Annotated in this window: 20 protein-coding genes; 1 reads left to right on the top strand and 19 read right to left on the bottom strand. The window is 33.3% G+C overall.

Annotated elements, in window-relative coordinates; genetic code table 11:
- Nucleotides 1-50: 50 nt before the first annotated feature.
- The 11 genes from DFR78_RS00920 to DFR78_RS00970 form a co-directional block, all read right to left on the bottom strand.
- Complete coding sequence (locus DFR78_RS00920; protein WP_114456962.1) at nt 51-977, bottom strand: ABC transporter permease; 927 nt, start codon at nt 975-977, stop codon at nt 51-53.
- Nucleotides 967-2,067, bottom strand: a complete 1,101-nt coding sequence (locus tag DFR78_RS00925) for an ABC transporter permease (protein ID WP_233486926.1) — start codon at nt 2,065-2,067, stop codon at nt 967-969. Before DFR78_RS00925 ends, DFR78_RS00920 begins: the two co-directional genes overlap by 11 nt.
- A complete protein-coding gene (locus tag DFR78_RS00930) occupies nt 2,057-3,580 on the bottom strand; it encodes an ABC transporter ATP-binding protein (RefSeq protein ID WP_114457028.1) in 1,524 nt (507 codons plus the stop codon). The genes DFR78_RS00925 and DFR78_RS00930 overlap by 11 nt, the downstream gene beginning before the upstream one ends.
- Before the next feature lie 53 nt (nt 3,581-3,633).
- Nucleotides 3,634-5,889, bottom strand: coding sequence for a DNA translocase FtsK (locus DFR78_RS00935; RefSeq protein ID WP_114456963.1), 2,256 nt, complete (start codon nt 5,887-5,889; stop codon nt 3,634-3,636).
- A gap of 36 nt (nt 5,890-5,925) precedes the next feature.
- Nucleotides 5,926-6,708, bottom strand: a complete 783-nt coding sequence (locus DFR78_RS00940; RefSeq protein WP_114456964.1) for an undecaprenyl-diphosphate phosphatase — start codon at nt 6,706-6,708, stop codon at nt 5,926-5,928.
- A gap of 115 nt (nt 6,709-6,823) precedes the next feature.
- Nucleotides 6,824-8,500 carry a ribonuclease J gene (locus tag DFR78_RS00945; RefSeq protein ID WP_114456965.1) on the bottom strand — a complete coding sequence of 559 codons (1,677 nt, stop codon included), beginning with the start codon at nt 8,498-8,500 and terminating at the stop codon, nt 6,824-6,826.
- Between the two features lie 179 nt (nt 8,501-8,679).
- Complete coding sequence (locus DFR78_RS00950; RefSeq protein WP_114456966.1) at nt 8,680-9,696, bottom strand: aspartate-semialdehyde dehydrogenase; 1,017 nt, start codon at nt 9,694-9,696, stop codon at nt 8,680-8,682.
- 1 nt (nt 9,697) lies between these two features.
- Entirely contained in the window at nt 9,698-10,624 is a 927-nt protein-coding gene (locus DFR78_RS00955) for a DMT family transporter (protein WP_233486927.1), read from the bottom strand.
- A 17-nt stretch (nt 10,625-10,641) separates the two neighbouring features.
- Nucleotides 10,642-11,781, bottom strand: a complete 1,140-nt coding sequence (locus DFR78_RS00960; RefSeq protein WP_114457029.1) for a class I SAM-dependent RNA methyltransferase — start codon at nt 11,779-11,781, stop codon at nt 10,642-10,644.
- Nucleotides 11,782-11,784: 3 nt separating this feature from the next.
- The gene (gene pncA, locus DFR78_RS00965) at nt 11,785-12,390 is read right to left on the bottom strand and encodes a bifunctional nicotinamidase/pyrazinamidase (protein ID WP_114456968.1); all 606 of its coding nucleotides are present in this window, start codon (nt 12,388-12,390) and stop codon (nt 11,785-11,787) included.
- Nucleotides 12,391-12,439: 49 nt separating this feature from the next.
- Nucleotides 12,440-12,721 carry an acylphosphatase gene (locus DFR78_RS00970; RefSeq protein WP_114456969.1) on the bottom strand — a complete coding sequence of 94 codons (282 nt, stop codon included), beginning with the start codon at nt 12,719-12,721 and terminating at the stop codon, nt 12,440-12,442.
- A gap of 190 nt (nt 12,722-12,911) precedes the next feature.
- On the opposite strand from DFR78_RS00970, the gene DFR78_RS00975 reads away from it, so the two are divergent.
- Entirely contained in the window at nt 12,912-13,262 is a 351-nt protein-coding gene (locus DFR78_RS00975; RefSeq protein WP_114456970.1) for a YlbF family regulator, read from the top strand.
- A gap of 38 nt (nt 13,263-13,300) precedes the next feature.
- Here the strand turns inward: DFR78_RS00975 and DFR78_RS00980 are convergent, their stop codons facing one another.
- The 8 genes from DFR78_RS00980 to DFR78_RS01015 form a co-directional block, all read right to left on the bottom strand.
- Nucleotides 13,301-14,530 (bottom strand): NAD(P)/FAD-dependent oxidoreductase, encoded by a 1,230-nt coding sequence (locus DFR78_RS00980; protein WP_114456971.1) that lies wholly within the window; start codon nt 14,528-14,530, stop codon nt 13,301-13,303.
- A gap of 48 nt (nt 14,531-14,578) precedes the next feature.
- Nucleotides 14,579-15,388 carry a M55 family metallopeptidase gene (locus tag DFR78_RS00985; protein WP_114456972.1) on the bottom strand — a complete coding sequence of 270 codons (810 nt, stop codon included), beginning with the start codon at nt 15,386-15,388 and terminating at the stop codon, nt 14,579-14,581.
- Between the two features lie 4 nt (nt 15,389-15,392).
- Nucleotides 15,393-16,598, bottom strand: a complete 1,206-nt coding sequence (locus tag DFR78_RS00990; protein WP_233486928.1) for a MalY/PatB family protein — start codon at nt 16,596-16,598, stop codon at nt 15,393-15,395.
- Between the two features lie 31 nt (nt 16,599-16,629).
- Complete coding sequence (locus tag DFR78_RS00995) at nt 16,630-17,919, bottom strand: M18 family aminopeptidase (protein WP_114456974.1); 1,290 nt, start codon at nt 17,917-17,919, stop codon at nt 16,630-16,632.
- 56 nt (nt 17,920-17,975) lie between these two features.
- Entirely contained in the window at nt 17,976-19,370 is a 1,395-nt protein-coding gene (pepV, locus tag DFR78_RS01000) for a dipeptidase PepV (protein ID WP_114456975.1), read from the bottom strand.
- A gap of 129 nt (nt 19,371-19,499) precedes the next feature.
- Nucleotides 19,500-21,296, bottom strand: a complete 1,797-nt coding sequence (gene pepF, locus DFR78_RS01005) for an oligoendopeptidase F (protein ID WP_114456976.1) — start codon at nt 21,294-21,296, stop codon at nt 19,500-19,502.
- On the bottom strand, nt 21,289-21,828 hold the full coding sequence (locus tag DFR78_RS01010; RefSeq protein ID WP_233486929.1) for a methylated-DNA--[protein]-cysteine S-methyltransferase: 540 nt from the start codon (nt 21,826-21,828) through the stop codon (nt 21,289-21,291). Before DFR78_RS01010 ends, pepF begins: the two co-directional genes overlap by 8 nt.
- Nucleotides 21,812-23,659 (bottom strand): FAD-dependent oxidoreductase, encoded by a 1,848-nt coding sequence (locus tag DFR78_RS01015; protein ID WP_114456977.1) that lies wholly within the window; start codon nt 23,657-23,659, stop codon nt 21,812-21,814. Before DFR78_RS01015 ends, DFR78_RS01010 begins: the two co-directional genes overlap by 17 nt.
- Nucleotides 23,660-23,678 lie beyond the last annotated feature (19 nt).

Consider the following 23,678-nt stretch of genomic DNA (forward strand, 5'->3'; position numbering starts at 1 on the left):
ACTCTTTTTTGTTTAATATATTGAATTTAGTGTTTGGAAAATTAAAACCGCTATTCTTTTTCATATGATTCTCCATCTGCTGCAGGAGGATTGGCACTACCTATTACCCCTGCCAGGGCCAGTATTGTAAGAATATATGGAGCCATCAGTAAAAACTGCCTAGGAATAAATGATAATCCCATTGTTTGAGCCAGCATCTGTAATGCATCTGCAAATCCAAATAAAAGGGCAGCCAGCAGTGCTCCCTGAGGTGTCCACTTACCAAAAATCATTGCCGCTAGAGCAATAAATCCTCTACCTGATGTCATATTTTCTACAAAAAGATCAAGCAGTCCAATCGAAAGGCTTGCACCTGCCAGGCCGGCAAAAAGTCCACTCATAATTACAGCAATATACCTAATTTTGTAGACATTTATACCAACACTGTCTGCTGCAGCAGGATGTTCTCCTACAGATCTAACCCTGAGGCCAAATGGTGTTTTAAACAGCAGCCAGTAAGAAAATACAACCAGAATTAAAGATATATATACAAATGGTGTATGTTTGCCCAGAATATCTCCTAAAATGGGGATATCATTAATTATCGGCAGAGTCCAGTCTTTAACTTTAGTAACACTTGGAGATTGGCCCGCACTTTCGAACATAACCCTCAGCATAAAGCTTGTAACTCCTGCTGCAAAAATATTGATAGCTGTACCGCTAACAACCTGATTAGCTTTTAAATGTATAGAAACAAAGGCGTGTACTGCTGCTACAAGACCACCAAAAAATACAGCGGCCAATACCCCAATCCATGGGTTTCCAGTTAGATAAGAGCCTACCATAGCCATAAATGCACTTATGAGCATAATACCTTCCAGGGCAATATTTATAACACCTGACCGTTCGGAAAAAACTCCTCCCAGAGCTGCTAGTATAAGTGGAGCTGCCATTCTTAAACTTGTATTCAATAAAGAAATAATATTATTAATTAACATCTGAAGTCTCCTTTCTGTATTTTTTAATTCTATTAGAAAGAAGTGTAAATAAATATTCTGCAGCTACAAAGAGTATAATAATTGCCTGTATTATTTCAATTACTTCTTTTGGAACTCCTGCAATACTCTGCATCAGCATTGACCCCCGCTGCAGTATACCAAAGAGAAATGCTCCCAGGACCACACCAGCAGGATGATTTTTACCCAGCAGTGCAACTGCTATACCTGTAAAACCATAACCAATAAATCCAAAAGGCTGGTAGGCTCTAAATTCCAAACCAAGTGACTGGGTTACACCTGCCAGACCGGCAAGACATCCACTTATAAACATAGCCAGTATCATGTTTCTGGCAGCTTTAATTCCTCCATACTCAGCTGCATTAGGATTTAATCCAACAGCTCTAATTTCGTAACCTAAAGTTGTTCTCCACAAAATATAATAAACTATATAAGCAGCAACAAGAGCCACAATAAAACCTGCATTTAATCTTCCAAAAGGAAGCAGACGCATTAGTTTGGCTGTATCAGCTATTTTAGGAGTAGCCGGCATAAATCCACTTGCTTTTAGTGGACCACCGGTTAAATAAGAGACAAGATATAAAGCTATATAGTTCATCATAATAGTTGTTATAACTTCATGTACGCCCAGCTTTGCTTTAAGTAAACCTGCAAATCCTCCCCACAGTCCTGCTGCTACCATTCCACCAAGTAGAGCCAGAGGAAGATGTATAAATAAAGGCAGCTGAAAGAAAAAGCCCAACCAGGTAGATGCGATATATCCGATTAAAAACTGACCATCACCACCAATATTAAAAAGTCCTGTGCGGAAGGCAAATGCTACCGCAAGGCCTGTAAAAATTAGTGGTGTAGTATTAACAAGTGTTTCTGCAAATCCGTTTAAACTGCCAAACGCACTGTTAAAAAGAACAATATAAGCCTGGACAGGGTCTCTTCCAATTGCAAGCATAAATATAGCACCGACTAAAAGGCCTGTAATAACAGCCAGTACAGGAATAATCATACTGGCCAACCATTTATAATAGCGGTTTTCTTCTTTTTTTTCTGCCACTATTTTATCATTATCGGCCATCTGTATCATCTCCCTTAGCTTTATCATTTTCTGCTCCGGCCATCATTAGACCAAGTTTTTCTTCTGTGGCTTCTTCTTGCTCAAGGATATCAACAATTTCACCTTCATATATAACTGCAATTCTATCACAAAGTGAAAGAATTTCATCAAGTTCCAGAGATATAAGAAGAACTGCCTTTCCTGCATCTCTCTGTTCTATTAATTTGCTGTGGATAAATTCTATTGCACCTACATCAACACCTCTTGTTGGCTGTGCAGCCAGTAGAAGATCAGGATCTCTGGCAAATTCTCTTGCCAGAATAACTTTCTGCTGATTTCCTCCAGAAAGAGATTTTGCCATTACATTTTCACTAGGAGTCCTAATATCAAAATCTTTAATTAATTTTCGGGCAGATGCCTTAATTTTATTGTAATTCATTTTTCCATTTTTTGCATAAGGGAATTTGTAATGATTACCAAGTATTAAATTTTCAAAAATAGTAAACTCCAGTACAAGTCCTCTTTTCTGACGGTCTTCAGGAATATGCCCCACACCATTTTCAATAATATCTCTAGTACTAAAACTGGAAATATTTTTTCCTTTTAATTTTACAGCACCTTTTTCTAGTTTTCTTAAACCTGTTAAAACTTCAGTGAGCTCACTCTGACCGTTTCCTTCAACACCAGCTATCCCCAGAATTTCCCCTTTATGTACATTAAAAGAACACCCATTTAAAGCAGTAAGACCTCTATTGTTTTTGGCATACAGATCAGCAGCCTCAAGAATGACTTCCCCCGGTTCTGCTTTATCTTTATCAACTTCTAAAATTACTTCTCTTCCAACCATCATTTTCGCAAGTTCATTAGTAGTAGTATCTTTAGTATAGACAGTATCTATTAATTTTCCGTTTCTAATTACTGTAACTCTATCAGCAATAGCTTTAACTTCTTTAAGCTTATGGGTAATAAAAATTATAGATTTTCCTTCATCTGTTAGGCTCTTCATTATATCTATTAGTTCATCTACCTCCTGGGGTGTTAAAACTGCTGTTGGTTCATCTAGTATTAGTATATTTGCTCCCCTGTAGAGGGCCTTCAAAATTTCAACTCTCTGCTGCATTCCAACCGAGATATCCTGTACAGCTGACTGAGAATCGACATTTAATCCGTACTGTTTTGAAAGAGAATTAACTTCTTCAACAGTTTTTTTTCGATCTATCATAAAATTTTTTGTAGGTTCACTACCCAGTACAATATTTTCAGCGACTGTAAATGGAGGTACAAGCATAAAATGTTGATGAACCATACCAATTCCATATTTAATTGCAATATTGGGTGAACTTATCTCCACTTTTTTGCCGTTAATAAATATCTGACCTTCATCATGCTGATAAAGTCCATAAAGACATTTCATTAATGTTGATTTTCCTGCACCATTTTCCCCGAGTAAAGCATGAATTTCTCCTTTTTTTAACTGAAAATTAATTTTATCATTTGCTGTGACACCCGGAAATCTTTTTGTGATATTTATCATTTCAACTGCAAAATTAGCATCTTCATGCACTAAAATCCCCCCTCAAAATTGAATTAGATATTGTTAAAATTATCTTCTATTATTTGATCCAGATCATCTTCCTCTATTAGTACTTCACGTGGTTTACTGCCAGCATAAGGGCCGACAATACCGTCTTCTTCCATTTGATCTATTAATCTAGCTGCCCTGGAATGACCGATATGTAATCTCCTCTGAAGCATGGAAATAGAAGCTCTATATTTTACCACTAATTTAACCGCTTCTTCATATAATGCATCCTGTTCATCATCTAAAGAAAGTTCAACATCCTTTATATCTTCAGTTTCTATTTTATAATCTGCTGAAGCCTGATTTTTTACAAAATTAGTGATTTTATTGATTTCTTCATTTGTTAAAAAAGCCCCCTGTATGCGGAGCGGTTTCTGTATTCCTACAGGGGCAAAAAGCATATCACCTTTACCCAGCAGTTTTTCTGCTCCCCCCATGTCCAGAATAGTTCGAGAATCAGTTTGAGAAGATACTGCAAAAGAAATTCTGCTCGGTATATTAGCTTTTATTAATCCAGTAATTACATCAACTGAAGGCCTCTGAGTTGCAATAATCAAATGAATGCCGGCCGCTCTGGACATTTGGGCAAGCCGACAGATATTGTCTTCTACCTCACCGGGTGCAGCCATCATTAAGTCAGACAGTTCATCTATAATGACAACAATATAAGGGAGTTTTTCTTCTTCAATTTCACACTGTTTATTATATGATTCTATACCCCGACTGCCTGTTTCAGAAAACAGCTCATAGCGGCTTTCCATTTCATCGACCACCAGTTTTAGAACATTTGCTGCTTTTTTCGGATCGGTTACCACTGGTGTCAGCAGATGGGGCAGCCCTCTATATGTATTTAATTCTACTTTTTTAGGATCAACCAGCAGCAGCTTAACTTCATCAGGATGCGATCTGTACAAAATACTGCTTATCATTGTATTGATACATACACTTTTTCCTGAACCCGTAGCACCAGCTACCAGCAGATGAGGCATTTTACTTAGATCAAAAACTATTGTTTCCCCATCTATACCCTTACCCAGAGCTAAAGTTAGCTGTGCATCTGCATTTTGAAATTCATTAGAAGCAATTACATCTCTAAAAGATACATTTACATTTTTACCGTGGGGTACCTCTATTCCAACAGCAGCTTTACCAGGAATAGGTGCTTCAATACGTACATCACGAGCCGCTAAAGCAAGAGCTATATCATCTGATAGATTTACGATTTTGCTTACTTTGACTCCTGTAGCAGGCTGTATTTCGTATCTTGTAATTGTTGGACCGTGATTTACATTAATTACTTTTGCATTAACTCCAAAGCTTGCCAGAGTTTCTTCTAAAAGTTTGCTTTTATTTTCAAGTTTAATTTTTTTCTTGCCACTGCTGTTTAATAGTGAAATCCCCGGAAAATTATAATTTCCTCTTTTTTCTCCCTTTTCTTTAATGTTTTTAGACTGATCTTTTGTCAAATCAAAGTCTTCAATCAGTTTCTTTTTTGATAATGTTTTTTTAGGCTTAATTTTATTTTCTTCTTCCATTACATCAGAATTGTTATAAGATTCCAAACTACTTTCAGAAGTATCTTCTGTAATATCTAAACTATCTCTGTTAATTTGATTTTTTTGTCTGTTATCTTCCTTTTTCTTCCTACTTTGAGATATATTTTTAATTTTATTCATTGTATTATAATAAAATATTTTTAAACTGTCGGCTTCATTTAAAAATTTATTTTTTATTTTTGCAGATAATTCTAATGGAAATAAAAATGCTTTTTTAATTTTTGCAAATAAGCTGTCCAAAAATATATCAAACCAGAGAAGTATACCTGTAAAAAGAACTATTGAAAGAACTGTATATGCTGCTGTTTTCCCAAATAATTTAAATAAAAACCAGCTTACAGATTGACCAATAATACCACCACTGCTGTCAGCAGCTTGTTCGATATTATTAAAATTTCTGTCAGTTAAATTTATTATACTAATTACAGCTATTATAGTTATAAAAAAACCGGCAGAACGGAGAGAAAATTTAATTTTTTCCGATTTAATAAATTTAATTCCAAGATATACAAAAATAATGGGAACTGTATAGGCTCCATAGCCGAGCAAATAGTAATATAATCTGGAAATAAAACTTCCGAGCATTCCTGCTGAAGAGCTTAATAGAGAAATTCCGCTGATTATACCCAGGGTAATAAAAAAAATGCCCAGAATCTCGTTTTTTCTTTTTTCTATATGATTTTTGTTGTTGGTGTTTCGGCTCACCCTGAGTCCTCCCTTCTATCAATAATAATTCTTTAATTACTTTAATAATCCTGCAGATATAATTACAAATATACCTATTATCCAGCAGTAATAACTAAAATAGACCAATTTTCCTTCTTTTAAAATTTTTAATAAAAATTTTATGGCAAAAAAGCCTGATAATGCAGCAGAAATAATACCTGCCAAAATTGGGATAACATTTAAGCTGCCCAGTCCAGCTGTAGGAATATCCTTAAGCTGTAAAATTCCTGCACCGGCAATGACAGGTATAGAAATAAGAAATGAAAATCTGGCTGCAGATGTTCTGTTTAATCCCTGTAGAAGTGAAGCAGCAATTGTAGAACCAGAACGAGAAATTCCAGGAATTATTGCACCTGATTGAGCCAGTCCAACAATAACAGGCTGCCAGAATTTAAGATTTTCTATCTCTTTATCACCACTACTGTATTTTTCAGTAATATATAAAATAATTCCAGTAATTATTAGCATAAATCCTGTTACAATAGGATTGGAAAATAAGCTTTCAAAAAAATCTTCAAATAAAATGCCGATAATTCCTGTTGGTATTACTGCCAATAAAATAAAAATAGTTTCTCTGTGTCGATTTTTTTTTAATAATAATATTTCTTTTATTTCAGTCCAAAAAATAATAAAAATTGGTATGAGTGTACCTAAATGTAAAAAAACATTAAAAAGCATCTGCTTTTCTTTTATTTGAAAAAAATACTGAAATAATACAAGGTGACCTGAACTGCTGATAGGCAAAAATTCTGTTAATCCCTGTATTAATCCCAAAAAAACTGCCTGAAAAAATGACATTTATTCTCCAACTCCTCAAAATTTATTTACTTATCTATTATTCTATATTATGCAGTAAATATGTGCAAACATATAAAACCAGCTGTTTTTAAGCAGCTGGTTAAAATCAAAATAATTATACTTCCATTATTATTGGTAAAATCATTGGATTTCTCTTAATTTTCTTATATATATAATTATTTAATGAATTGCGGATAGTATTTTTAAGCACAGACCATTCTGTAATATTTTTTTCTTCACATTCTTTTAGAGAATCCTCAACACGCTGTGTTGCTGCTTCGATTAGTTCTTCAGATTCCCTAATATAAACAAATCCTCTTGTTATAATATCCGGTCCAGCAAGTATATTACCTTTTTTGTCGATTGTAACAACAACAATGATAATACCGTCCTCAGATAAAAGTCTTCTGTCTCTCAGTACAATATTTCCGACATCTCCAATACCAAGACCATCTATTAGAACATCCCCGGACTGAACACTGCACTCTTTACTGACCGAACTGTCAGTAAATTTAATTTTATCACCAATTTCTGCAATATAGATATTCTCTTTAGGTATACCATTTTTCTCAGCTAGGTCTGCATGTTTGTAAAGATGTCTAAATTCTCCATGTGTTGGCACAAAAAACTTTGGTTTAACAAGATTTAACATTAACTTAAGTTCTTCCTGACTGGCATGTCCGGAAACATGGACACCGGATACATTTTCATAAATAACATTTGCTCCGCGCTTAAATAATTTATTTATAGTTTCACCTACAAATTTTTCGTTGCCCGGTATTGCTGAAGCAGAGATCATAACTGTATCACCATCTTTAATATTTATATGGTAATGATCACCTCTTGCCATTCTAGTTAAAGCAGCCATAGGTTCTCCCTGACTCCCTGTTGTAAGCAGTGTAACTCTACTGTCAGGCAGATTTGAACATTCTCTAATATCTACAATCATGTCATCAGGAATCTGCAGATATCCAAGTCGACGGGCAATATCAACATTGTTTATCATACTTCTGCCGGTAAAGGCAATTTTTCTATCATATTTAAAAGCCGCATCTACAACCTGCTGTACACGGTGAATATTAGAAGCAAATGTTGCAACAATAATCCTTTCTCGCGCCCCTCTAAAAATTTCATCTACTGTTTTACCGACAACTCTTTCAGAAAGAGTATATCCTTCTCTTTCAACATTGGTGCTGTCAGAAAAGAGGGCCAGCACCCCCTGCTCACTATCACCAAGTTCTGCAAGTTTGTGATAATCAGCAACTTCACCATCTATAGGAGTCTGATCAAATTTAAAATCACTTGCATAGATAATTGGACCTAAAGGAGTATGAAGAGCCAGTGCACATGTATCAGCAATACTGTGATTTACCCGTACAAACTCTACAGTAAAACTGCCGACATTGATTTTTTTACCTGGATGCACAACTTTGAGCCTTCTATCCTTTAACAGCTGATGTTCTTTTAACTTCCCTTCCAGAAAACCGAGAGTTAATTTAGTTCCATAAACAGGGACATCCAGATCCTTAAGCAGATATGGGAGTCCTCCTATATGGTCTTCATGTCCATGTGTTAAAACAATTCCATTAACCCTGTCTTTATTATCCAGGACATAACTGAAATCAGGAATAACTAGATCAATCCCTAAAAGATCATTTTCCGGAAATTTAACACCTGAATCTACAATTAACATTTCATCCCCGATTTCAAGTACCATCATATTCTTTCCAATCTCTCCCACTCCACCGAGAGGAGTCATCGTAACTTCACTTATTTTATTTTTCTTACTCATTTATAAAACAAAACACCTCCAAAATATTTAAAAAACAAACATTTTCATCAAATTAAAACAACAACTACCATACTTAAAATAAAATATAATTAACGACAAAATAATACATATCCGTTCTCAAAGCGTTATTACTATTATACATTGATGATGATAAAAAAACAAGTGGCCAAATAGTTTTCTTAACTTATTAAATTATTTTCAATTAAGTATTCAGCAATCTGAACAGTATTTAAAGCAGCACCTTTGCGGAGATTATTAGCAGCTATCCAGAGATTAACAGAATTTTTTTGAGAATAATCTCTTCTAATACGTCCCACCAAAATTTTATCTGTTTTTTCAGTATCAGTCTGCAAAGGATAAAGTTCTTTTTCTGGATTATCTACTACTTTAATATTTTTAAAATTATTTAATTCATTTTTTAATTCCTCAAGATCAAATTCGCGTTTAAGTTCCACATTAACTGATTCAGCATGTCCGAATATTACAGGAGTTCTTACACAGGTTGCTGTAATGGACAGTTTGTTCTCATTTAAAATTTTTCTGGTTTCATTTACCATTTTTATCTCTTCTTTTGTATAATTATTTTCCAAAAAATCATCAATTTGAGGAATAGAATTAAACGCTATCTGATGGTTAAAATTTTCTTTTTTAATTTCTTCATTATTTAAAAATGATCTACTCTGAGAAAGCAGTTCATCTACTGCCTTTTTACCGGCTCCAGAAACAGCCTGGTATGTACTTATAACCAGTCTTTTAAGACCATATTTTTTTAATAGTGGCTGTAAAACAACTACCATCTGTATGGTAGAACAGTTTGGATTAGCAATTATTGACACCTTATCAGTAAGTATACTGCCGTTTACTTCAGGTACTACCAATGGAACATCTTTATTCATCCTAAAAGCACTGCTGTTATCAATAACTACACCACCATTTTTTGTAACTAGAGGTGCAATTTCTTCAGCAGCACTGCTGCCTGCACTAAAAAGTGCTATGTCGATATTTTTAAAAGAATTTTCCTCTACCTCTTCTACTATTATATCTTTCCCTAAAAATTCTAATTTTTTTCCTGCAGAGCGGCTGGAAGCAAATAAGCGGAGAGTATTTATCGGGAAATTTCTTTCTTTAAAAATTTTAAGCATTTCTCTGCCAACAAGTCCAGTGGCACCAACTACAGCTATATTATAATTTTTCAAATTATAATTCCTCCTTCTTTAATTTTACAGGTTTTGCAAAATAATTTGTTCCCCAAACTCCAAGTATAATCATAAAAGCACCAATACCCTGAAAGAAATAAAAACTTTCATCTCTAAAAAAAACACCGGCAATTATTGAGACAACTGTAGTTAAATTGGCAAATACAGCAGCCTGAGCTGCATTGATTCTCGAAAGAGTGTAATTCATCATAAAAAATGCAATTACTGATGAAAATATACCAAGATATATAACAGCACTTAGCACCTTTATATTGGTTAATGGAGTAAAATAATTGCTTAAAGAAAAATTTTTATTAACTAAAGATATAAGATTAAATAATATGGCTCCAAACCACATCATAATATAAGTAATTTCTACCGGACGAAAATGTAGTGATAATTTTCGCGAAAGGACATTGTATAAGGCACCTGCAGTAACAGCACCACATAATAAAGCCAGTCCTAAAAAATTACCTTCTATTTTACTGCTGCCTCTGTTTAATACTATAAATAACACACCGGCCACAGATAGTATGACAAATAATATCTGCTTGAAAGTGGGTTTTTCATCTAAAAAAATGGCACCTATTATAGTTACAATAACAGGAATTAGTGCGATCATCATTCCGGCTTCTGAAGAAGTAGTATACATTATTCCACTTGTTTCAAATATAAAATAAAGGCCGGGCTGAAACAGTGCCAGAACTAACAGCATTTTAATATTTTTTCCTTTAAAGCTGATATCAATAAATCCAGCTATTTTTAAAATAGTCAGGGAAACTGCTGCAAGTGCAAAACGAAAACCAAGCAGGTGAAAAGGAGATATTATCTCCAGTCCCTCCTTGGTGAACAAAAACGAAAATCCGAATATTATGCTGAAAATAGAGCCTGAAATATAAGGTAAATATGATTTTATATTTTTAAACAAAATTAAGCTCCTTTCAACTAATTTCTCGGCGGCCAGGGGCCGTAATATTGATAATACTGACATTCTATACCACCATTGTATAGTTTGCGTCGTTTGCTGGCTTTTTTTCCGAAAATATCTTCAAAATTAGAGTGTGATGATAGAATATAATAGGACCAGGTTTCAAGAGGAAGAAGTTTTTCTCCCATCTGACGGTAAAGTTCTTCTACCTCTTTACGTTCTGACAGCCTTTCCCCATAAGGTGGATTACAGATAATATAGCCGTACTTTCGACCTGTAGAAAAGTCTTTAAAATCTTTTTCCTGAAAGTGAATCAGATCAGATACTCCAGCATTCTCAGCATTATAACGCGCTGCACTTACAGAATCCGGGTCACTATCATATCCCATTATTAATCTAGCATCTGCAGAATGGTTTATTTTTTCTTCAGCCTCTTTTCTTACTTTCCCCCAGAGTCCATTTTCAAAGATGGACCACTTTTCTGCTGCAAAATCCCTATTTAAACCTGGTGCAATGTTTTTTGCCATCATGGCAGCTTCTATAGGTATGGTACCTGATCCAGCAAAAGGATCAATCAGTATGCGATCTCTGTCCCATCTGCTTAGATAAATCATACCTGCTGCAATAGTTTCCTGCAGGGGAGCTGCTACAGAAGCTTTTCTGTAGCCTCTTTTGTGGAGTCCTGTTCCAGAAGTGTCAATTGTAAGTACTGCTTTATCTTTATAAAGTGCCACTTCTATTGGAAATTCTGCTCCATCTTCTTCAAACCAGCTGATATTATATTTTTCTTTCATACTGTCTACGACAGCTTTTTTGGTGACAGACTGACAGGCAGGTACACTGTCAAGTTTTGAATCAATAGATTTTCCACTGACAGGAAATTCAGCGTTTTTAGGAAGCCACTCACTCCAGGGAAGATTTTTTACTCCTTCATAAAGCTGATCAAAGTTCTCCGCTTTAAATTCTCCCATTTTAATTAATACTCTTTCTGCTGTTCTCAACCAGAGATTGGCTTCTGCTGCTGCCTTTAGATCTCCTTTAAAAGTTGTTCTACCGTTTTTTACTTCAGTAATTTCATATCCTAATTTTTTTATTTCTTTTTTTACAAGTGCTTCCATTCCAAAAGTACTTGTAGCTGTGATTAATATATCATCCAACAATTAAACCTCCCTCTTTAAATTAACACCATTTTCTTTTAAATCATCTGCATGCTGATTAAAATTTTTTTTATCTACAGCTTTTACAGCCGGTAGAAATATATTTGTTTTAAAATTATTATTTACTGCATCTAAAGCCGTATATTTTACACAGACATCAAATGCAAGGCCGCAGATATCTATTTCTTTAATATTTAATCCCTTTAACAGTCCATTTAAGCCCAGGTCTGTACCATCATTATCCTGAAATGCAGAATAACTGTCAACATCATTTTCGGTACCTTTACGCAGTATATAATCAAATTTATTGCTATCTATATCCGGGTGAAAATCAGCCCCATATGTGCCCTGAATACAGTGATCAGGCCATAGTACAGGACCAATTCCCTTTTCTTTTTCATAAGGTGTAAATGCTTCCATATTATGAGTGGAGGCAAAACTCCTGTGGCCGGCAGGATGCCAGTCCTGTGATGCTATAACAATATTATAACTATTATTAGATAGCAGTTTATTTACAGCAGGATTAATTTTAGATGCTTCAGAAACTGCAAGATTACCATTTTCATAAAAATCATTCTGAAGGTCAACAAGTAATAAGGCTTTACGCAAAGTTTTTCCCTCCCTTTTAATCTGTATCTTGATATTTAAGATTTTGTTTTTAAAATCTTATTTCAAACTGTTCAAATTCACCGAGATTTTCATCCTGAATTTCAATATGCTTAACATCTGCAAATGAAGGTCCTTCTTTAATAAAAGAAATCATCTGTTTTATTTTTTCTTTTTCTCCCTGAATTACTATTTCTACTCTGCCATCACGGAGGTTTTTAGCCCATCCTTTTATTTTAAGTCCGGCAGCCTGACTGCGCAAAAAGGCTCTAAAACCAACCCCCTGTACTCGTCCTGATACAAAAATGTGTTTCTGAACAATATTACTGCTCAATTAATACACCTCCATCAGCTTTTCTTTAATCTATTATAATCAAAAATTTATTATATATGCAAATAAGATTTTAAGATATTTTTAGCTCTATTATACTCTATTTTTTTATCGAATACTGCTAATTTGACATTGGCTTATGCAGATGTTAACATAAGTATTGGTTGATAAAACTAAAAAATGAGGTGAAATAATGGCAACAGTAATGAATCATGCCGAAAAACTGGCAGATGCAATTGTAGAATCAAAAGAATTTCAGGACCTGAAAGAAAAGGAATCTAACATGGTAGAAGATAGTGAGGCAAAAGAAATGTTAGATGAGTTAAATGCCAAATATCAGCAGGTACAGATGATGCAGCAGAATGGTAAGCAGATAACTCAGGATCAGCAGCAAGAATTAGCTGCAATGGAACAAAAAATGCAAAAAAACGAACTTATCTCTGATTTTAATGAAGCACAGAAACATTTTAATCAGTTGATGAATTCTGTAAATCAGGTTATTACTAACAAACTGCAGAATTATGACAAAGAAAATGCTGAATAACTCATGCTGAATATAAAGCCACAGCTTTTTAGCTGTGGCTATTCTTTTGCGTTTCTGCCTGCTTTATAGCCTGTTGAAAAGGCAATCTGCAGATTAAAGCCACCGGTTAAAGCTGCACAATCTATTATTTCTCCTGCAAAATAGAGATTTTTAATCAAATTTGATTCCATAGTCTGAGGATCGATTTCTGCAGTAGATACTCCTCCCCTTGTTATAATAGCTCTGGAAAAACTAAATTTGTCCGTTATTGTTAAATTAAAATTCTTTAGCAGATGAACAATTTTTTCTCTTTCCAATACAGTTATCTGGCTGCACTTTTTATCATATGGAATTTTTGATAATTCTACAAAAGTTGGTATCAGTTTCTGTGGTAGTAGAGCATCAAGACCGTCTTTAAATTTTTTGCTGCCATATTTTTTAAAGTCCCTAATCAGTCTTTTATTCAACTGTTCAGTAGTTAGAGCAGGTTTTAAATCTGCTGAAAATGTGTATTTTGGAGATTTGCTGAAATCAATATACATACTTGCTGACAGAACAATCGGGCCGGAAATTCCACCTTTTATAAATTCCATTTCCCCAAAATCTTCATATATTTTTTCTCCACTGTTGCCGTATACATAAACAGCAGTATTTTTTAATTTTAAACCTTTTAAATATTTTATCCACTTTTCTTGTGTGCGCAGCGGTACTAAGGCAGGTTTTGGAGTAATAATTGTATGGCCTAATTTCTCAGCAGACGCAAATCCGTTACCATCTGAACCTGTTAAAGGATAAGCAGCTCCACCAGCTGCGAGTATAATTTTATCTGCCTTTAAGTAACCTCTTTTTTTTAATTTAACTCCGGCAACTTTTTTGTTTTTTACAGTTATTTCTTCAGCAAAATCATTTATTACGGCAATATTGTTCTTTTTAAGTTCTTTTATTAATATATTTTGAACATCCCTGGCTCGATCAGAAGCTGGAAATATTCTGTTGCCTCGCTCTATTTTTAGTTCAAAACCAAGTTTGGAAAAAAAGGAAAATAAAGAATAAGCATCAAATTCAGCAAGAGAGCTGTATAAAAATCTGGCATTATCAACTATATTGTTTATATGTACATTAATATCCGAATAATTACTAATATTGCAGCGGCCTTTTCCTGTATAGAGAATTTTCTGAGCAGGTTTTTTATTTCTCTCTATTATTTTTACATCACTGTTATTAGAAACAGCCTGCAGTGCAGCCATAATACCTGCTGGTCCACCGCCGATAATAATTATCTTTTTCAAATTAATCCTCCTACAAAATTGCTGTTATTCAGCATATTTTTAAATTAGTCAGCTGTTTATATTAATAACTGCTCTAAATAGTTTAAAGACATCTATATAATCTTCATCTTTTATTCTAATTGTTCTCGTATCTAGTTTTTCAATACCAGGTATTACAGCTGCTCTCTCTGCAAATATTGATTTGCTGAATTCAACATCAAAATTAATTTCTCCTTTTTCCATAGTTGGTTTAAATTCATCTATTTGGGATATTGCTTTAGAAATTCCACTTTTTATTTTTTTAGCTACTGCGGAAAAGTCAGATACTATAGCACACTCTCTGCCCAAAGATTTTTTAACTATTATTCCAATATGATCATTTATTTCACTTTTTGCAGTTCTGATAGCAGATTGATCACCGGTCACAGCAATTACAGGCACAGAAAAATATCCTGCTATCCTGGCATTAATTCCTATTTCGCCCATCAATTTTCCATTGACTTTAATATTATGTATTTTACCTGTATAAGTATGATCTAAAATTGCTTCAGATGTTCCAGCTCGCGCGTGATAACCCACAAAAATTGCACCATCAAAGCTTTCATCTATACCTTCCATCATACTCAGTGATTTTTCATTACCAGTAATTAATTCAGCTGCAGAAGAAAGTTCACTGCGTTTGATGTTTTTCATATCACCATGTGAGTCATTGACCAGGATTTCATTAACCCCTTCAGCCTGCAGATATTCTATTACTTTATTAACTTCTTTAACCATTTTCCTGCAGGCAGCAGGATATTTTTTATTTTCTCTGTATGTCTCATCGCCAGAATTTATACTGGAAATACCCTCCATATCAGCAGATATATATATTTTCATAAAATCATCCCCTAATTTTTTTAACAGCCTTATTAATCCTATCCAGCCCTTTTTTTAAAATTGATCTTGGACAGGCTATATTCATTCTCATAAATCCGCTGCCGCTTTCTCCAAACCAAATGCCTGGGTTGAGTCCAACCTCAGCTTTATTATTGAAAAAGTCAATTAAATTTTCATTGTTTTCAAACCCCAAATCTCTGCAGTCAAGCCAGAGCAGATAAGTTCCTTCTGGATAGATCAATTTTATTTCTGGAATCTCTTTTTTTAAATAATCAGCTGTATAATCCAGATTTCCTTTTAAATAATGCTGCTGATTATTAAGCCAGTTATCCCCTTTATTATAGGCAGTTTTTAGTGCATCCAGGCCAAAAGGACTGTTTCCAGAAGAAAAACCGTGTTTAATATCAGTATATTTATCACGCAGCTTTTTATTAGTAATAATTGTATATGAAGTATGTAGTCCTGCAATATTAAAAGTTTTACTGGGAGCCATATAAGTAATAATTTTTTCTCTGTAATTTTCACCTATAAGTGCGGTAGGAAAGTGTTTGATACCTGGATATGTTAAATCACAGTGAATTTCATCTGATAATATATAAATGTTTTCTTTTTCTGCAATTTTTATTAATTTATTTATTTCGTTCTTATTCCAGACTCTTCCTACTGGATTATGTGGGCTACATAAAATGACCGCTTTGACAGTTTTATTATTATTTTTATAATCATCTATTATTTTCTGCAGATTATTAAAATTCATCTCATATTTTCCATTTTTGTAGATTAGGTTATTTTTTATCAGTTCACAGTGATTGTTATCTACTGCTTCAAAAAAGGGCCGGTATACAGGTGGCTGAATAATAACTCCGTCTGATGGATCTGTAATCATGTTTAGAGTAAAATTAAGTGCAGGCACAACCCCTGTATCAAATACAATCCACTCTTTTTTTATTTTCCAGTTATATTTTCTTTCTATCCAGTTTATAATACTTTCTTTTATTTTGTCATCTGCATAGCAGTAGCCAAAAACTCCGTGTTCAGCTCTGCTTTTCAATTTTTCAATAACCTCTGGAACGGTTTTCCAGTCAGAGTCAGCCACCCACATTGGTAAAATATCATCATTATTAAATATTGACTGGCAATTATCCCATTTGACCGATAAAGTATTTTTTCTTTCGACTATTTTATCAAATTTATCAAAAGAATTCTGCAAATATATCATCTCCCTAAATTATTCAAAAATATTAAATATCATAAAAGTTCTGCATAGTTTTAATTATATAGTAATGATCACTACTTCCACCCATTTCTCTAATAGAATGCATGGCCAGTAATGGGCTGCCTATATCTATGCTTTTTATGTTTACCTGAGTTGCTGCAAGTGGACCAATAGTTGAACCTCCTTTTTGATTAGATCTATTAGCAAATGTCTGAAATGGAATATTATTATTTTTCATAATATCTATTAAAACAGCAGCTGTTTCTGAATTGGTGGTATAATTCTGATTTGCATTATATTTTAATACAGATCCTCTATTTAAAAGTGGTTTATTTGTTTCATCATATTTTTTTTCAAAATTGGGATGAACAGCATGAGCCATATCTGCTGATATCAAAAAAGATTTTTCCATAATTTTGTAAAAATCATCACTTTTATTAAGGCTTTTCAGAATTCTATTTATTGTATCAAGCAAAAAAGGAGAATCTGCTCCCTGACGGGTTCTGCTGCCAATCTCTTCATTATCATATAAAATGAGCATTTTAGAACACGACTGATTTTTACTTTCCAGCAGTGCGGTAAGTCCTGCATGTACCATGGACAGATTATCCTGTCTGCCAGCAGAAATATACTGATCATCTGTTCCACAAAAACTTCCCTTCAGCCTGCTGTACAAAAATAATTCAAAATCCAGTATTTTATCTATTTTTTTATCAATTTTTTCTGCAATAATTTCTTTCAGATAATCAGGATTTTTTTTGCTTGCTAAATCAATTACTGCTCTTAAATCTTTCTGCTTATCTATTTTTATACCATTATTAATATCTCTATTCAGATGAATAGCAAGATTGGGAATTACAGCTATGTTTTTTTCTAAATCAATAAGAGAAACTTCTGCTTCAAAAGTAGATTTCCCCTTTGTTACAACTTTGCCTGCAGCTGATAATGGTCTGTCAAACCAGGTATTAAGTATTGGACCACCATAAATTTCTGTATTAAGAAGAATATAATTGTCACTGCTCTGATATATTGGTTCTGGTTTTAGTTTTAAAGATGGACTGTCAGTATGAGCGGAAATCATTCTAATCCCCTCTTCCAACTCATCTTTACCTATGGTAAAGGCTATTAAAGCTGATTTGTTCCTGCTCAAAAAATAACTTTTTCCCGGCAGTAGATCCCAGTCAGATTCTGGATTCAGCTCAAGAAATCCAGCAGCCTTAAGTTTTTCTTCAGTATTTGCAGCAGCATGATATGCAGTAGGTGATTGATTCAAAAAAGAAATTAATTTTTCTGCATATTCTTTTTTCAGGTTCATAATAATCCCTCCTCTGTTTTTAATAAACCTAAAAAAACATTGAATTTTAAAACCAACTATTTTGCACCAGCAATGTCAATTATTGACTTAGCATAAATTGCAGTACTTTTAATTAAATTATCAATGGAAATAAATTCGTCTTTTTGGTGGGCCAGCTCTTTTTCACCAGGAAATAGAGGTCCAAAGGCAACTCCTTTTTTCATTTTTCTAGCATATGTTCCTCCACCAATTGCAATAGGATCTCTATCATCACCTGTAAATTCTCGATAGGCATTCATTAAAGTTACAATAAATGGATCATCTTTTTCTACAAATAGAGGTTTTGCTTCACTATATTTTTTGACAATTAATTTTTTCGGGATACTTTCTTTAATATCATTAATAACTTTATCTCCATCTGAACTTACAGGATATCTAATATTTACATAAAATTTAACTTTATCAGTATCAAGATCAATAACTCCAACATTAAAAGTAAGATCACCGGAAACCTGATCATTATCAGCACAGCCGATTGACTTACCATCAGATTCTAATCCAATTTTTTTGTTGTAAAAATTGATAAATTCAGCAGCAGGGTTGTCATCATTTACTAAAACAGGCAGTAGTCTTAGTAATCTAGAAATAGCATTAACTCCTTCTTGAGGAGTACTTCCATGGGCTGAAACACCTTTATAGCTGGCAGTTAAAATAGAATTGTTTTCTTCTAAATTTAAAGCACCTTTATCATAATCAAGATCTGATAAAAGATTTTCAGCTGTTTTTTTATCAATACCTTCCAATTTTACTTCACAGAAGTCAGGTACCATATTTCTGGCACTACCACCTTTTATAGATAAAATACTGACACTGGAATTACTTTTTTTCAGGGGGTACGTAAATTCAAGATCAAGTATTCCTTTTTCAGCATATATAGCAGGAAAAGTTGCATCAGGACTAAAGGCAAGGTCAGGCATTTTTTCTTTTTTTAGATAATAATCAATTCCTTTCATTCCTGATTCTTCGTTTGTACCAAGTATAAGTCTTACTTTTTTATTTAATTTTATATCCAATTCATCTACAATCTTTAGTGCATATAATGCTGCCACAGCAGGTCCTTTATCATCTATTGTTCCGCGACCGTATATTTTCCCATCATGTATTTCAGCTGCATATGGCGGATATGTCCAGCCACTTCCTTCTGGAACTACATCCAGGTGGCAGAGGACTGCAAGTATATCTTCTCCTTCACCAATTTCTATATGTCCAGCATAATTATCTACATTTTTCACTTTAAATCCCAGCTCTTCTCCTTTTTTTAAAGCAGCTGTAAGAGCTTTGTGTACTTTCTTACCAAACGGCATATTATCAGCTGGTTCACCTTCAACACTTGGGATTTTAATCCATTCCTGAATAGTTGAAACAATATCTTCACGTAAATTTTCAGCTTTTTTTGTAATTATTTCTTTCATATTAATCACTCCTCTATAATTTTACGTTACGTCAAATCTAATAGTTTTTCTAAATCTTGCGAAAAATAATTTATAAGTCTATTTTGCAAAATGCCTGGCTGAATAATCACAGGCCAGGCACGACATGTTTTATATTAATTCCTTAAGCATTTTTAGATAGTGTTCAAATCGATTTACGGATTTTTTGATAGGATCAGGAACTGTCATATCGACTCCTGCTTTTTTTAAAATATTGAGCGGATAATCACTTCCACCTGCTTTTAAAAATTTTATATATTTTTCAGATGCATTTTTACCTTCATTAGATATCTTTTCTGCCAGCGCAGCTGCAGCTGAATATCCTGTAGCATATTTATAAACATAAAAGTTGTAGTAAAAATGAGGAATTCTGGCCCATTCTACATCGAGTTCTTTATCTGTGGTTAATACTTTTCCAAAATATTTTGTATTGAGGTTTTTATATAAATTTTTTAGACTCTGGGCAGTTAATGGTTCAGATGCTTCTACCATCTCATGGATAATTTTTTCAAATTCTGCAAACATTGTCTGCCTGTAAACAGTACCTCTATATCCTTCTAAAAAGTGATTTAAAAGGTACAGTTTTTCTTCTTTTTTATCGGCATTATCAAGCAGATAATCAACAAGAAGATTTTCGTTTAAAGTTGAAGCCACTTCTGCAACAAATATTTTATAATTTGAATATATATAAGGCTGATTTTTGTTGGAATAATAGGTGTGTACTGCATGTCCCATTTCATGAGCAAGTGTAAATAAATTGCTTATATCTTCAGTATAATTTAGCAAAATATAAGGGTGTACACCATAACAGCCACTTGAATATGCACCAGATCTTTTGCCTTCATTTTCATAAACATCAATCCATCTGCTGTTTAACCCATTTTTAACTATATTTAAATAATCTTTTCCCAGTGGTGAAATACTTTTTTTAAAAATTTCTTTTGCCTCTTCATATTTGTACTGTAAATTGACACTGGAAATAAGAGGTGTATAGGTATCATAAATATGAAGTTCATCCAGATTTAAAATTTCTTTTTTTAATGCCATATATTCATGTAGTGGGTCAAGATTTTTTTCTACTGTTTCCAGCAGATTATTATAAACTTTGACATCAATATTATCATTATCAAGTGATGCAGTTAAAGAATCACTATATTTCCGGGCCTTTGCATAAAAAATATCAGATTTCACAGATGAATTAAGTACCGCCGCAAAGGTGTTTTCCAGTTTTTCATATTCCTGGTGCATTGCCTTAAATGCATTTTTGCGGACACTTCTATCCTGTGTCTTTAAAAAATCAATATATCGACCGTGTGTAAGTCTTTTTTCTTCACCTTTTTCATCTTTAATAATTGGAAATTCCAGGTCTGCATTATTCAGCATACTAAAGATGCTTTCTGGAGCTTGAGTTAAATCACCTGTCAGTGCAATTATTTTTTCTTCTTCTTCAGAAAGGTAATGATCTTTTTGCCTTAAAATATTGTCAAAAAAATGCTGATATAGTTTTAGATCTTCTTCTTTATCTTGATAATTATTTAATTTTTTCTCTCCTAATTCCAGTATTTTGGGAACTAAAAAAGATACAAAGTTAGAAAATTGATTATAAAGCATCATGGCTCTGTTATTATAGTTTTGATATTTTTCTTTTTTAGTATTCTGATCATATTTCATATGTGCATATGTATAGAGTCTGGAAATTCTTTTTTCAATATTAAATATTGTTTCCAGACCATTTAAAAGATTTTTTTCATCAGATATAATGTTTGCTTTTATTTCTGTCGTATTTTTTATATCCTGCTGTAGTGTAGTAAATTCTTTTTCCCACTGTTCATCATTTTTATAAATATCTTTCAGATTCCATTTATATTTTTCCGATAATTCACTTCTTTTGGGTAGTTCTTTAGACAAGACAGTTCTTCCTTTCTAGTTTGATACTGTTTTTTAATTCATGTTTTAAAAGCCATTTTTTTCTCCATACACCGCTTGCATAACCGTGCAGGCTTCCATCAGCTCCAATCACTCTATGGCATGGTATTACAATAGCTATAGGATTTTTTTTATTGGCATTACCAACTGCCCGAGCAGCTTTTGGATGGCCTATAGAACTGGCCACTTCACTGTATGCAGCTGTTTTCCCATACGGTATTTTCATTAAATAACTCCATACTTTCATTTCAAATTCTGAACCATCTAAAATAAGTGGTAAATCAAAAATATGCCTTTTACCTGTAAAATATTCATTTAACTGATCAAAAATTAAATTATAATTACGGAGAAGTCTTTTATCCTGATAAAAGTTCGCCTTACAGTTGCTTTTTATTTCTTTAAGTTTTTCCTCAAAATCAATACCAACCAGCCCATAAATATTAAATTTTATTTTCAGCAGTCCTAATGGTGAAGGGTAATATGTAATGTAATTTGAATCAGTCAAAATATTCACCTCTGATATACTTTAGTCTTTCCGGAGTTTCAAACTGATTTATAAAATGACCTGCCAAAATTATTGCTTCCCGCCCTTGGAGCACAGAATTCTTTTTAAAAACATCTCTAATCTCTGCAGGAATAATGTTTAATTTGTCGGCAAGAGCAAAATAATCTTTTGGATTTATTTTCAGAACAGGTCTACTCATGGCGGCTAATAATAGTTTTAAGGCATTTTGAGATGTTAAATTTCTATTTTTACTCAAAGTTTCCAGACTTCCCGGAACCCATTCATATAATAATTCAGTTTCTTTTCTCTGCATCCCCTTAAGAATCATAGCAGTAAATGTTTTTTCATTAATTTTATCTTCTAATTTAAAATCATTACTATATCCTCCAATACTAATTCCCCAGGATAATAATTCGGTTAAATATGGGAGAACCTTTTCATCGCTGATAAGAGGTTTTTCTTGAGGATATTTTTTTAAATCAATATTTAAACTCTGTCTTATTTTTTCTAATATATTTTTGTCATATACAATATCAATTAGTTCCAAGTTATTTTTTACAGCTTCAGCAGCAGCGATACCAGCCGCCTGTCCTGTATTCATTCCTACAGGGATTACACGAGCACTTGATGCTGCCAGTGAACTATAGCCACTGCTTCTTCCAACTATCATTAAATTATTTATGTTGATAGATAATAATGACCTGAGTGGGACAGCATAATATTCTGGATTAAAAAGCACAAATCCAGGATATTGTTTACCAGAAGCCTGATAATCAAGTGGATAAGAAGCAATGGTAATTGTGTCTTTAAATATCCGCTGCATAAACTGATCTTTAACACTGAGCTGATACCTGGTCAAAAAATGACGACTTTCTCTTCTGTAAAGTTCTGATGGAAAATCAGCCAGAACAGCATTAGAAAACCCAGGCAAATTTTCATTTAAATATTTCAAAATATGGTCTGCTTCTCTGTGGGCTCCTATTTTAGCGTTTTCAACTGATTGAGGATCAAGTGGATTAACATTAAAAAGGAGTAAAGCATTAATATATGCTGTTTTTCTATTTTCAGTAAATACTATATTAAGACCTCTTAATTTCAGCATATCATCCACCGGCATATATTTTTTTCCAAAATCAGGAAAACCCCAGGCGTGATTTTCATTAATATAGGTATCAGAAAATTCTTTATTTTTAATACTTTTATATAATTTATGATAATTTATATTTTTAAATTTTAATATCTGAGTAGAAGCCATTACTCTATTTGGTATATTAATATCTTCCTGACCATAAAAGTAGGGGTTTCCTGCTTCTGCTGCCAGTTTTCCATCTTGAGAAGCATCAATAATTATATCTGCTTTTAGCGTTTTTCGTATACCATTTTTAATTATTACTATATTTTCAATTTTATTTTCTTTTACTGTAACTTTTTTTAATCTGGCATTATTTAAAATTTCAATATTGTTTTCATTATTGAGCAACCTCCAAAAAGCTTTTTCTGCTTTTAGAGGATCAAAAGAAATTTTTCCACCTATCATTTTGTGCCATTCATTAAAAAAACCTTTATTAATATTTTTACCATTTTTATTGTAGTTTAAGTCCAGAAAATTGAGCGCTCCATATGTCATTAAACCTCCAGGATTCTCTCTTTCCATAATAATTATTGTATTCATGCCGGCACGGGCAGATGCACATGCAGCAGCAACTCCTTCAGGTTCTCCCCCAAAAACAATGACATTTGACTTAATAGAGTGATTATCTGCGGAAACTGCTGCTGCTATTAAAAAAATAAATATAAAAACTGCTGTAATAATTAGATTGTAGTTTAATTTATTATTCATTACTTTGGACTTCTCCTGA

It is taken from the genome of Halanaerobium sp. MA284_MarDTE_T2 (assembly GCF_003337245.1).
Lineage (GTDB): Bacteria > Bacillota > Halanaerobiia > Halanaerobiales > Halanaerobiaceae > QPJE01.